The 13,331-nt window shown below is 39.9% G+C and carries 11 protein-coding genes; 4 read left to right on the top strand and 7 right to left on the bottom strand.

The features are described from left to right. From EA341_RS03180 to xseA, 3 genes are all read right to left on the bottom strand, one after another. Positions 1-674: hypothetical protein (locus EA341_RS03180; protein ID WP_293011246.1), on the bottom strand; the 674-nt coding region annotated here is incomplete at its 3' end. Between the two features lie 141 nt (positions 675-815). After that, positions 816-1,010 (bottom strand): exodeoxyribonuclease VII small subunit, encoded by a 195-nt coding sequence (gene xseB / locus EA341_RS03185; protein ID WP_293011247.1) that lies wholly within the window; start codon positions 1,008-1,010, stop codon positions 816-818. Continuing rightward, on the bottom strand, positions 1,000-2,316 hold the full coding sequence (xseA, locus tag EA341_RS03190; protein WP_293011248.1) for an exodeoxyribonuclease VII large subunit: 1,317 nt from the start codon (positions 2,314-2,316) through the stop codon (positions 1,000-1,002). Before xseA ends, xseB begins: the two co-directional genes overlap by 11 nt. A gap of 316 nt (positions 2,317-2,632) precedes the next feature. On the opposite strand from xseA, the gene EA341_RS03195 reads away from it, so the two are divergent. After that, positions 2,633-3,178: a transposase gene (locus tag EA341_RS03195; RefSeq protein ID WP_293011249.1), complete on the top strand. Its 546-nt coding sequence runs from the start codon at positions 2,633-2,635 to the stop codon at positions 3,176-3,178. Positions 3,179-3,479: 301 nt separating this feature from the next. Further along, the gene (locus tag EA341_RS03200) at positions 3,480-5,702 is read left to right on the top strand and encodes a hypothetical protein (protein WP_293011250.1); all 2,223 of its coding nucleotides are present in this window, start codon (positions 3,480-3,482) and stop codon (positions 5,700-5,702) included. A 239-nt stretch (positions 5,703-5,941) separates the two neighbouring features. Here EA341_RS03200 and dapA read toward each other — a convergent pair whose 3' ends face one another. Genes dapA through ligA form a run of 3 tightly spaced genes read right to left on the bottom strand, consistent with a single transcriptional unit; the run spans position 5,942 to position 9,755 of the window. Then, complete coding sequence (gene dapA / locus EA341_RS03205) at positions 5,942-6,799, bottom strand: 4-hydroxy-tetrahydrodipicolinate synthase (RefSeq protein WP_293011252.1); 858 nt, start codon at positions 6,797-6,799, stop codon at positions 5,942-5,944. Next, positions 6,793-7,296, bottom strand: coding sequence for a hypothetical protein (locus tag EA341_RS03210; protein ID WP_293011254.1), 504 nt, complete (start codon positions 7,294-7,296; stop codon positions 6,793-6,795). The genes dapA and EA341_RS03210 overlap by 7 nt, the downstream gene beginning before the upstream one ends. Further along, positions 7,293-9,755: an NAD-dependent DNA ligase LigA gene (gene ligA / locus EA341_RS03215; protein ID WP_293011256.1), complete on the bottom strand. Its 2,463-nt coding sequence runs from the start codon at positions 9,753-9,755 to the stop codon at positions 7,293-7,295. The genes EA341_RS03210 and ligA overlap by 4 nt, the downstream gene beginning before the upstream one ends. 147 nt (positions 9,756-9,902) lie before the next feature. On the opposite strand from ligA, the gene EA341_RS03220 reads away from it, so the two are divergent. Both EA341_RS03220 and metG read left to right on the top strand, forming a co-directional pair. Further along, a complete protein-coding gene (locus tag EA341_RS03220) occupies positions 9,903-10,535 on the top strand; it encodes a TetR/AcrR family transcriptional regulator (protein ID WP_293011258.1) in 633 nt (210 codons plus the stop codon). 40 nt (positions 10,536-10,575) lie between these two features. Then, entirely contained in the window at positions 10,576-12,639 is a 2,064-nt protein-coding gene (gene metG, locus EA341_RS03225; protein WP_293011260.1) for a methionine--tRNA ligase, read from the top strand. A gap of 229 nt (positions 12,640-12,868) precedes the next feature. Here the strand turns inward: metG and EA341_RS03230 are convergent. Beyond that, positions 12,869-13,331, bottom strand: a 463-nt coding sequence (locus EA341_RS03230) for a hypothetical protein (RefSeq protein WP_293011262.1), incomplete at its 5' end; no start/stop codon positions are given.

The raw sequence follows: 13,331 nt of genomic DNA on the forward strand, positions 1-13,331 counted from the left end.
TTGTACACGATCTGAGCCTGAGCCAAATGGTCTCCGAACCGGTTGAAGTTTTCATTGCCGTCAAGGTTGTCAGAGAAGGTAAATAACATCGTTCCTTCCAATGCAATATCAGATAAATCGCCCAATCTAAAACTGATTCCAGCCCTAAAAGGTACATAGCCCGTAGTGATATTGGCCCTGCTGAATTGGGCATCAGGTTCCAGAGAAAATGCTTCCTGCCTTTCTACATGCATCACACCGATTCCCAAGCCAGCGTATAGATTGACCCACGATCGATTCATGTGATTGATATAAGGAAAAAGGTAGAAAATAGGCATTACATCTGCATGGTATGCTTCTCCTCTGAATTGAAAAGCACTGCCGTAAAGATTCCAGTGATCCTGTACCCTTTGTGAAGGATTATGATTACCGCTTTCCAACCATTGTACTCCTCCTGTTGCTTTGAGTCCCCAGTGAGGATGAATTCTTTTGGTGTAGGAAATTGAAGCTGCAGGGTTCCAGGGGAAGTTAAAGTTTCTGTACGTCCCTCCATTATCTGCATATATAAAAGATGGACCTATTCCAACAGATAGCACCTCGGTTTTGGGTGTCTTCTCTTTGTAAAAATTTTGTGCCTCCACACCCCAGCTCAAAAAGAAAATCATGGGGACCAATAAAATTATTTTAATATTCATCTGCTTCAATCAAACATTTTCAATCAGTTTCCTGCCACAAAAGTGCCAATTTGGGCAGGACTATGAAATAAAACGTAAAAATGTACTTTAGTTCATTATTATGGTATAATTTGATAATTATACATGTTTTTCAGCGTTAATTTAATCTTCTTCCAAGGCTTTTTGAATTTCCTCCTCGGTCATCTTAAGCTTTTCCTTACATTGTTTCATCAGGGTTGAAGCTTCTTTCACCATTTCAGAAAGCTCATCCATTCCTTTTTCTCCACTTTCCAATTGTTCTACGATTTCCTCAATGCGGGCGATAGCTGCGTCATAGCCAGTTGATTTATTTTCCATGTTTTTCGACTTTATGTATGGTACTAGTTATTTTTTGTGAAAGACTGTAGGTTACCATTTCTTTTCCACTTTCTGCTTTGGCCAAATGTAGGGGAAGGTTTCCTAATTCAGTACGGGTGTATCCTTTTTCAAAAAAGCTTGCAGGGTTTAAATTCTTGACCTCCTTTTCGAGTTGGATAAGCTGAGTTTGTGCTTTTTGGATCCTTCCTTTGACAGACAATTTCAAGGATTTTCTGTAATTGATCAATTTGATATTTTCCAAGGAGTGTAAATGCTTCGATTGGGAAAGAATCTGTTCTTTTTTATAATTCAGAAACTGATTTTTTTGTTGTAGGGTAGCTTTTGTAGCCAGTTGAATACGCCCTTTCAAATCAGTCAGTTTGCTGTCTTCTTGTTTTAAGGTCAGTTGAGATAGCTTATCAATTCTTTTGATTAAGCCTGTAAGATTTCCTTCAAATTCCTGAAATCCGGAAAGGATAAATTCCGCTGCGGCTGTGGGTGTTTTCATTCTGGTATGGGCTACCAAATCCGCTATTGTTTCATCTCTTTCATGTCCTATGCCGGTAATCACAGGAATTCCAGAATTGGCAATTGTAACGGCGAGATCATATTCATCAAAGCAATCCAAATCCAACTGTGCCCCACCACCCCTGATCAGTACAATGGCATCGTAATGCTTTTGCTGCTGGTCTAAAGCGATTTTATTAAACGCCATGACCAGTGTAGACACAGCATCACTGCCTTGTAAAGTAGCTTGATATAGGTTGTGGTGGATGCAATAGCCAAATCGGTTGTGGTCAATCTGATTGATGAAATCTCCATATCCTGCTGCAGTAACAGAACTGATGATGGCAATCTTCTGGGGCACTGAAGGTAGTGTCAGGGTTTTGTTTGTCTCCATCAAACCCTCTTTTTGCAGTCTTTCGATCACCTCCTGTCTTTTTCTTGCCCTTTCTCCCAGAGTGAAATTAGGGTCAATGTCTTTGACATTCAAACTGAATCCATACAGTTCATGAAAAGTAACTGAAACCAAAGCAAGTACCTTCATACCTGACTTGAGTTGCTGTCCGGTTGCTTCCTGAAATTTTCCTGAAATTGTCCTATAAGTATACGCCCAACAATTTGCCCGCATCTTGGCGGCTATTTTATTGCCGTTTTTTTCTGCCAGATCCATGTAGGCGTGCCCCTGAGTCCCAAAAGTAAGTTGTGCAATTTCGGCCACGACCCAATAATGCGGTTCCAGATGAATGTCTAAGGTGTCCCTGATGATTTCATTGAGGGCTAAAAGTGAAATGGGCTGTGGCATGTACAGTAAACTATAAAGTCACTTTATCTGAAATACGATTTTAAAATCGGGATAGATTCAATTTTTTGAAACAGTCCCTTGTTGTGTATTTTGTTTTTGAGACAACAAAAAATACACAGGAGCAAAAATACACAATTCCGCCACGGAGGACAAGTATTAAAATACATAGATGGGGGAGTTTTCTGCATTGTGATTTTGTTTTGACCATCCCAAACCTCTTACTGGGTGAAGTTGCAAAGGCGCTAGGTGTAGTTTGTAACTACGCCTTTATATCACAATGAATTTGTAATTCAATTTTTTGGAATTATTTTTAGTTATGGGAGAAGCCTACCAAATAAGGGACCAAGAAATGCCATACTTTTTGACCTTCCAAGTGGTAGGTTGGGCTGATGTTTTTTCAAGGAAAGCTTATAGGGATTTTATTCTTGAAAATCTGACTTATTGCAGAAGGGAAAAGGGACTTTACTTGTTCGGATATGTTATAATGACTAATCACGTACATTTGGTGGCCCAACAAAAGGATGGAAAATTGTCAGAATGGGTAAGGGATTTTAAGAAGTTCACAAGTAAGAAATTGCTCAAAATGGTTTTGGAAAATCCACAGGAGAGCAGAAAGGAATGGTTGAAGATGATTTTTGTCTACCATGCGAAATTCAATAAAAGATCAAGAGATATGCAGTTTTGGACACATGAAAATCATGCAATTGAACTTTATCGAGCTGAAATAATCGAGAGTAGAATGAATTATATTCATGAAAACCCAGTAAGGGCAGGAATTGTAGAAAAACCTGAAGATTATCTATATTCTAGTGCCAGAAATTATTCAGGATTAAAGGGCTTGATTGAAGTGGATTATTGGTGATTAATTGGTATTTCCCAATTGTAAATTGGTTTTGATAAAAGGGTGTAGTTACAAACTACACCCAGCGTCCTTTTGAACTTCAGAAGTGCTGAGTAGAGACTATGCCTAGGGAGGGTACCCACTGAACTTTCCACAAGGAACTAATCTTTAAATTTACCGCTTTCCTGTCCTACGAGGAACGAAACCCCTGCTTGTGTATTGGCCTTTATTTTTATAGTATTCAGAATAAGTTGAGGCCATAGACTTAAAAATGTTATAATAGAAATTCATTTTAGTTCAATTATCATTTAATTTCATATTGATGATGAATCTCAGACTTACATATGGTTGTATTATTTTGTTTCTGCTACTGGGTGTATCAAAGGTAGAAGCACAAAGCCTGGATACCTACCTGGAACATTTTTATGCTTCCCGTCAAACTGCTAATATTGAAAAAGTATACCTTAACCTTGATAGGGATATTTTTTTGGAAAAAGATCAGATGCTCTTCCACGGTGTCACGGTGAACAGTTTTGACCATAAGATTTCAGACCTAAGTATAGGTTTACATATAGAAATTCTTTCTTTGGACGGGGAAATACTTCAATCAGAGAAGTTCAGATTGGAAGGCGGCATAACACATGGCCTGATAGATTTCAACTTATCTCCAGGAAAATACATATTGGTGGCTTATTCTGATGTAATGAAAGATCTTAGCGCTGCGTTTTTTAAAGGTTTTATAGTACTGGATAAGACAGGTATATCCCCATCTGAGGAAAGCGATAGTATCCAGCTTGAAGGTTTTCCCGAAGGAGGAAAGTTAATAGAAAACATGGATTGTTTTCTTGTGATCAAAGCTTCTGATGTATCGGGTAAAGGAGTTCCTACCCAAGGTGAGATTTTCACTCAAAAGGGAGATGTGGCCGGATATTTTGAAACCAACGCATTGGGTCTGACCAAAATTCCTTTTCAACCAAAACCCGGCGAATCTTACTTTTTAAGGAATAACCAATCGGACAGTCAAAAATTCCCCCTTCCGGAAATACAAGAAAAGGGGACTACTTGTAAGTTAGTGAACATCAAATCGGTTGAAAAGATAGTTTTTGAAATTCAGAGCAATGAGCTCATTCCTGATGATAGCTTGACAGTTTTTATTTTTAATTTCCAATCTCCACTTGTATTGAATCAATACCAATTAAGCGAAAGCAGACTTACTGTGAATGTTCCCTATGAAATTTTAGATAACGGTGTTCACCAACTTCAGGTACATGACCAGGCAGGTAAATTACTCGCCAAAAGGCTATTTTTTATCGAAGATGAAAAGAAATCATGGGAAATGGTTTTGGATACAAGTGAAAGTGGGGTGGAGCTTAGTTTTTCTGATGATTTACCCGCTACTATTCCATTTGGAGTATTAAAATTTGCTTACACTGATTCAGATGACTCCATGTATTCTTTAGAAGATTATTTGGAGCTCAGGTCGGTGTTTTTCAAAGATTTGTATTTGCCAATCCGAGACTTAAAGGACTTACAGGATAAATCGGAAATATTGGATCAAAAACTGATTACTATTGGGAGGTCTCATTTGGACCTTCAGTCGGAAATTGTAAACACGGTATTAAGTTTTGATGTAGGTTTATCCTATACCATTCAATTCAAAAATGAAAGAAAAAGCACTCCCCTCGCCAATCAGCGGGTAGAATTTTTTTCGGAAGCTTTGCCGGATTTTGTAGGTGAAGGAGAAACAGATAAAGATGGTATAATGGAGATAAACCACCTTAATTTTACAGACAGTGCTGTATTTCATTTCAGTATTCCTGACAAAAAGGTAAAAGATTTTGAGATGGAAATATTGAGTCAACAGTATTGTAGTAGAAAGGAAGTAATGCCTTTATGGATTTCATTTCCTAATTCGAATAAAGATCTCTCAGGCATTCTTTATCAGCAGGCTTTGGTGAAGATTCCAAATAATACATCTATAGATTACGATTTGGATGAATTCACCCTTGAAGTGGACAAAAGAGACTATGATGAAAGGTATAAAACAAGCAGGATGTTCGGCAATCAGGGAGGAAAAAGGAAAAGGATTGACGACTCTCAGTCTCTTCACCCACATCCCTTAAAACTTGCAGAAGATATGGGGGTAAGATTGGTTTCAACTTCTACAGGTGGATACAGGACTGCTGATGGTCTCGCGATTTATTGGGATGGAATGAGATTGACACCCGCGACATTAATAGATAATTACAGTGCTAGGAATGTAGCAGAAGTGGAGGTGTTCCAAGGGGGGCCTATCATGTTCTACAGCAAAACTGAAGACATAAAAAATGAAATTGGATCAAGTAAGCTTTTCTTAAAAGGTTATAATCACTTCCACGAATTTGTTCCTCATCAATTGTTAGGAGTGACAGTCTTTCATCCATTAATTAAAGGCCAAGATAATGGATTAAATTTAGAGATAGAATTGGATTCAGTAATCTCAATAACCTTTGAAGGAATGGATGAAAATGGCGGTAAGTATTTTGTAAAGGAAAGATTGAAATAAGTTTTCAGAAATTATTTTAACCCCATCTGAGCGAAATTTAGCAGAGGTGCTAGGAGTAAATTGCACCTCTCCATGTCTTTCATAATAAAATTGTAGTTCAATAGTAGCAGAATCGTATTTTTTGGAATATGGATAAAAAGGCGAACTCCAAATTGGTAAGAATATGAGGGGTGTAGTTACAAACTACACCCAGCTGCCACCGAAAGTCCAAACTTCATCCAGAAAGAGGCTCATTGACCTTATTGGACCAAATTGGCTTTGATATTTTCTTTCAAAACATCTGAAGCTTTTACCAATGGAAGCCTCACCGCATCACCGCAAATTCCCAATTCATTCATCAGGCACTTCAGCCCTACCGGATTGCTTTCTTCATACATGTATGGATTGATATCCAGCAATTTGAAAGCAGCTTCTTTGGATTCTTCAGGAGCCCCGTGGCAGATGGTCTTGAAAATTTCCGGATAGGCATTGGCCAATACGGATATGACACCGGAACCTCCAATAGCATTCATGGATGGGGTAAGGATATCATCGCCAGATATCAAAAGAAAATCCTTTGGCATCTTTGAGGCAATGCGCATGCATTGTGACAAATCACCACTGGCTTCTTTCATCCCGATGATATTGGGATGCTTGGCTAATGTCAAAGTAGTTTGATAAGAAACATTGGACATGGTTCTTCCAGGTACATTATAAAGGATTACCGGAACGGGAGAAGCATCTGCTATTGCTGTATAATGGGCTATAATTCCTGCCTGACTTGGTTTATTGTAGTAGGGGCTTACGGATAAGATGGCATCAATACCTGCGAAATCTGTATTTTTGATTTCATCCAGCACTCCCTGCGTGTTATTTCCTCCCAATCCATATACTATAGGCAAGCGGCCATCATTGTATTCCAGAGAAGCTTTTAGGACTGACTTTTTTTCTTCTTTATTCATGGTGGCACTTTCACCTGTAGTTCCCTGCACTACCAGGTAATCAGCACCACCCTCAATGACATGATTGATCACGTTTTTGAGACCATCAAAGTCTATGGATAAATCTTCGAGAAAAGGAGTGATAAGGGCAACGCCTGTGCCTTTGAATTTCAACATGCTTCTTTGATTTTTTTTAGGTATTCAATTAGGTTACGGACATTGTTTCTGAGGTCATTGTCCTCACCGGTCAGCATAAGGTCCAGATAGGGTTTGTTTTCTTCTGAAAACAGGCCTACAGAAAACCCGCTCTGATTTTGGAGCAGCAAATAACGTAAATAAGGATTAAGCTGTAAAGAAGGAATGAGAATAAAATCCATTTTTTCTAACAGAAACTCATTGAAATAGTCTGTGGGCAAGGCCAGCCAATTGAAGTTTTTGTGTGAAACGGCCTCTACCAACCGGGAATCTTCTTCGGTATAAAAAAGCCCGATGATGCGCACCTTGTACCCCCAAAGATCCCTCATGAGCTCTTTGGTGATGAGAAAATCCTCCTCTGAGTTGGCCAAAACACCAATGCACCTGAATTCTGTAGGCACCTGAATATCTCTTTTGCGTTGGACTTTAAGAAGTTTTTCCAATTGCCATTCTATTAATATGTCTTTAAGCCATTTCATTCAGCTGTGTTTTTACCAAGCATGTTGAGAAATTCTTCTTCTGATATCAATTTTACACCCAGTTTTTGGGCTTTTTCTTTTTTACTTGGACCCATGTCTTCTCCTTCTATGATAAAAGACAATCCTTTGGAAACAGACTTTACATATTGTCCACCATTGGCTTCTATAAAGTCCACGATCTCGTCTCTTTTAAAATTATTGAGTCTGCCTGAAGCAAGTATTTTCATCCCTTCCAAGGCATTGGATTGGAGGAGGGTTTCATCCTCCTGCAACTCAAAGTTCAAACCATGGGACTTTAGTTTTTCTATTATCCTCAGGTTATCCTCATCCGAAAAATAATCAAAAATACTGGTTACCAAGGTATCTCCGACGCCATTGACTTCCAACAACTGCTCAGCAGTAGCAGTCTTCAAATTTTCCAAGCTTTTAAAATGTCTGGCAAGAACCTGCGCGGTATTTTCTCCTATATTTCTTATCCCCAAGGCAAAAAGGACTTTTTCGAAAGGCTGTGCTTTGGAAGCTTTGATACCTTCCATCATATTGGAAATAACTCCTTCCTGAAAGGTGTTTGCTTTCAATTTCTTGATCCTGTCTTCCAATTCACCGGTAATGGGAAGGTTCAATTTGAGCATGATCCGATGTAAGGTGTTTTCCTTGAGGGAAGTTTTGGCGATTTTATCCAGGTCCACATAATTGCCGATCAGTTGATGCAATACGACCGGTACTGGTAGGTACTCTTCTATTTTCGGGAAACCAGCATCCTGCAGGCTGTCTATCAGCCTTTGTACGGATCCAATATTCTGGGCTGTTTTTTTATTTGATTCCCTGATGTAGCTTTTGAATTGCTCTAAGATATCCTCTAAAGGAAGCTCCGTATGCGCTTCAAGGAATTTGTTGATGGCACTCAAGGCAATACTTTCCGTAAGCGCGAAGAGTGCCTTCGTCAGGGAAATATAGAGTATGCCTTCATCACTTTTTTGGTATTGGTCCTGGCTCATTTCCAGTCCAAGCAACTCATCTGCTTTAGACTCCAGGTCGTAGAGGTCCGCGGGGTTTTTGATATATCCCTGATCAATCAAGGTCCGGATTCTTTCTGTCCCCAGAGAGTCAATATCCATAGCCCTCTTGTGGAGGAAATGCTCGATTTTCCCCAAGACCTGTGGAGGGCAGGATTTGGTGTTTGGACAAAAATGCTTGGCTTCTCCCTCTTTTCGTTCCAAGGCAGTCCCACACTCAGGGCAGTGGTCGATGTACTGAATGGGCTTGGCATTGGGGATACGACCACTTTCTACAACCGCAGTAATTTTAGGTATGATTTCTCCTCCTTTTTCTACCAGTACGGCATCTCCTTCGTGCAGGCCTAACCTTTCGATTTCATTGGCATTGTGTAAAGAAGCTCTCTTGACTGTTGTTCCAGCCAGGTGAACAGGGGAGAGGTTGGCAACTGGGGTAATGGCTCCTGTTCGGCCCACCTGATAAGTGATGGATAAGAGTCGGCTTTCAGCACTTTCAGCTTTATATTTATATGAAATGGCCCAACGGGGAATTTTGGCTGTAAAGCCCAGTTCTTCCCTTTGGTCGTAATTGTTGATTTTAAGTACTACGCCATCTGTGTCCAGTGGAAGTTCAAAGCGTTTTTCTCTCCACTTGTCGATGTAAGCAAGCGCATCTTTGATTGTATCGCATTTGGCGTAGGTTTGAGACACATTGAAGCCCCATCTTTCAATCAAGCTAATAGCTTCTACGTGGGTTTCAACCCCAATATCATCCCCCAAAAGCTGGTAAAAATAACAGTTAAGTCTCCTTTTGGCGACAATGCTGCTGTCCTGCATTTTCACTGTTCCAGAGGCAGCATTCCTAGGATTGGCCAACAAAGCGTCTCCTGAAGCCTCTCTTTCCGCATTAATCTTGTCAAACTCCTTTCGGGGAAGAAAGATCTCACCCCTTACTTCAAACCTTTCCGGAATGTTGTCTCCTTTTACATGAAGCGGAATATTCCTGATGGTTTTGATGTTTTCGGTGACTACATCACCCTTAGTTCCATCTCCTCGGGTAACTGCCCGTACCAGTTTGCCATTTTCATATACCAGACTAATAGCCACTCCGTCAAATTTCATTTCACAGAAGTATGCATAGTTTCTATGCTCAAGACCCTTAGCCACCCTTTCATCAAAGGCTAAGAGCTCCTCTTCAGAATAAGTATTGCCCAAAGAAAGCATCCTTGACTCATGAAGGGCAGTTTCAAATTCTTTTGTAATGGTGCCTCCGACTCTTTGACTAGGGCTATCAGCTTCCAAAAACTGAGGGAATTCCTTTTCCAGTTGGAGCAGTTCCTCCAATAATTTATCAAAATCATAATCGGATATCTCCGTTCTATCTTCCTGATAGTAAAGGTGGTTATGGTGATTGATCTGCTGGGTCAGTTCCCTGATCCTGGCTTGGGCCTGTTCTGGAGTCATAAAATTTTAAAATATTCTTAAAGGGCAAGGATTCAAAATTAAGCTTTGTCCAAACAAACGCAAAGGAAAGATTCCAAAGGAAGTCATTTTATTGCTATGGGCTGTTTGTAATCGGGATTAATTATATTTGCCTCCCAGTCACATATTATGAGTAAAAAAGCAGATATAGAAAACAGGATTTTGACCGTATCATACCAGCTCTTTCTGAAGCAGGGGTATAAAAATACCACAATGGATGATATCGCGCAGGAACTTGCAATGAGCAAAAAAACCCTGTATAAATACTTTCCAGGAAAGCTGGAGTTACTTTCAGCCACATTTGATGTGCTCAAGACCAGACTAGCCATCAAGGTACAAACCCTTCTTGATAACAAGTATATCCCTTTCGCAGCCAAACTTAAATCTCTCTTAACTGTTGTAGCTACTGATTTGGCGCCGATCAATCCGGAATTATTGGAAGACCTTCGCGATCATGCACCGGCAGTTTGGAAGGAGTTACAAGAGTACATCAGAGAATCCGCCTACCTGAGGTTTCATAAGTTGATTCAGGAAGGAATGGAAAAAGGTTACGTGGCGAGTCATGTGAACATCAGTTTGGTGGTTTTTTTATATGCATCTGCGATTCAAAATCTTATAGACCCAAAATTCCTTTCTCAGTTCCCAAAAGAAATGAGAGACAATATGGGACTTAAAACGTCAGAAATATATGATCAGGCCATTCAGATCATTTATCAAGGTATACTCACTGATGAAGCCAAAACAGAGTACCAACAAGTCTAATTTAAAACAGAATTAAATTATCAGCATACCTTTTTGATTTATGACAAAGAACAAATCCTTTAAAAGATATACCGTTACTTCAGCGCTTCCTTATGCCAATGGACCACTGCATATAGGTCATTTGGCCGGTTGTTATATTCCTTCCGACATTTATGTGCGCTACCTCCGGTCTATGGGCCGGGATGTGGCCTACGTCTGTGGTTCGGATGAACATGGGGTAGCCATTACTATAAAAGCAAATAAAGAGGGTATTTCTCCCCAGGAAGTGGTAGACAGGTATCATCAAATGATGAAAGCAAGTTTTGATGAGTTCGGGATCAGCTTTGATCATTATTCCCGTACTTCAGCTAAAATTCATCATGAGACGGCTTCTGAATTTTTCAAAGACCTATATGAAAAAGGAGAGTTTCTGGAGCAAACCACCGAACAGTATTATGATGAGGAGGCAGGACAGTTTTTGGCTGACCGCTACATAGAAGGTACCTGCCCCAAGTGTGGACATGAAGGTGCTTATGGTGATCAATGCGAGAAGTGTGGTTCTTCATTAAGTCCCACCGAGCTGATCAATCCTATTTCTAAATTATCAGGCAATACCCCGGTCCTTAAGGAAACCAAACATTGGTTTCTTGATTTGGCCAGATACACTGAGTTCCTCAAAAATTGGATTTTGGTGGAGCATGAATCAGATTGGAAAAACAATGTATTGGGACAGTGTAGGTCTTGGCTGGAGGCTGGTGATGGCCTGCAGGCCAGGTCCATGACCAGGGATTTGGATTGGGGAATACCTGTTCCGGTAGAAGGTGGTGAAGGAAAGGTGCTCTATGTATGGTTCGATGCGCCGATTGGATACATTTCCTCTACCAAAGAATGGGCAGCTGAAAAAGGAATAGATTGGGAACCTTACTGGAAAGACAAGGACACCAAGCTTGTACATTTTATCGGAAAGGACAATATAGTATTCCACTGTATCATCTTCCCGGCAATTCTTAAAACACATGGAGAATTTGTATTGCCGGACAATGTACCAGCCAATGAATTTTTGAACTTGGAAGGAGATAAAATTTCCACGTCAAGAAACTGGGCTGTATGGTTACATGAGTATTTGGAGGAATTTCCTGGCAAACAGGATGTGCTGAGGTATGTGCTTACTGCCAATGCACCTGAAACCAAAGACAACGATTTTACCTGGAAGGATTTTCAGTCCAGAAACAATTCTGAACTGGTTGCCATTTATGGGAATTTTGTAAACAGGGCAGTAGTCCTGACCCATAAGTTTTTTGATGGAAATGTTCCGGCTATTGGTGAGCTTCATGGTATTGATAAAGATGTCTTGGAAGAGATCAAAGCATTTCCTGAGAAGATTGCTGCTTCGATAGAAAGGTACAGGTTTAGAGAAGCCTTATCCTTTGTGATGGATTTTGCCAGAACAGGTAATAAATACCTGGCGGATACAGAGCCCTGGAAAACCATCAAAACAGACAAAGAAAGAACAGGCACCATACTTAACATTGCCTTGAATATCGCAGCTAACCTTGCGGTGGTAGGAGAGCCATTTTTACCGTTTACTTCTCAGAAAATATTTGATATGTTTAGCTTGGAAGGATTGAAATGGACAGATGCAGGAAAAGCCGATATCCTAGACGTTGGTGTGAAGCTAAACCAAGCAGCGCTTTTATTTGAGAAGTTAGAGGATGCTGTGGTGGAAGCCCAAGTGAATAAATTATTGGAATCCAAAAAACAAAACGAATTGGCCAATGCCAAAGCAGCACCTATGAAAGAGATAATATCTTATGATGATTTTGTAAAATTGGATATGCGTGTAGTCAAGGTTTTGACAGCTGAAGCTATGCCGAAGTCCAAAAAATTGCTTAAGCTCACTGTAGAGACAGGACTGGGTAAAAAGACAGTTCTTTCAGGTGTGGCGGAATATTTTAAACCGGAAGAACTGATTGGTAAGCAAGTGGTGATGTTGATTAACCTTGCACCGAGAAAAATGATGGGTATAGATTCTGAAGGCATGATTCTGATGGCAGAAGATAAAGATGGTAGCTTGAAATTGCTACAGCCTCACGAAGCTACTGCGGATGGATCTACCATTTCATAAAAAAGCGATTTGAATTCAAATTTAAGACGAGGCTGTCTCATGATTCGTTTTTTAAATTCAGTGTCCAAAGAAAGTTTCGTGTTTTAAAATTTAGTCCTTTGTGTCTTCGTAGCTAAAATAAATTAATAATGCCACAAAGTCTCCAAGACACAAAGCTTAGTCAAATCAAACACCAAATAAAATTTGGGTATAATTTATGAGAGTTGACTTATGAGACAGCCTCTTTTTTTTATAGATCAAATGAAACCCCAAAATTCGCCAAGATTACTCTGAAGTCAATCCTATCCTCTACAAAATAACCGTATGAGGCTCCCCTGGCCAATGTCCAATATTCATGCGGATGCTCTGACTGTAGGTAACTGAAGGATATAAATCCATTAATTTTTTTGAATAAAGGATAAGAGGCTTTAAGGTCTAAACCGTAAACCAAGGCATTGAGTCTGGTAGGCACAGGAATATTTGCAAGTGGAGCAGGCCTAAAAAGAATTGATTCAGTATCGGAGAAGAGGAAATCCCAAGCATAAAAGGGGAAATCCAACATGTTTTGACCTAAAAGTCCTGCAAATGAAAACTCAAACTTATTAACATTAAAATTATGCCCGAATCCTAAAAAAATCAGATTGGCTTGGTAATTATCGCTGGTTAATGTGCCTGGCGTTTCGAACTCATTTCCCCAGAAATCCGTGAGAAAA

Origin of the sequence: Mongoliibacter sp., from assembly GCF_007692705.1 — a bacterium.
Classification (GTDB): domain Bacteria; phylum Bacteroidota; class Bacteroidia; order Cytophagales; family Cyclobacteriaceae; genus Mongoliibacter.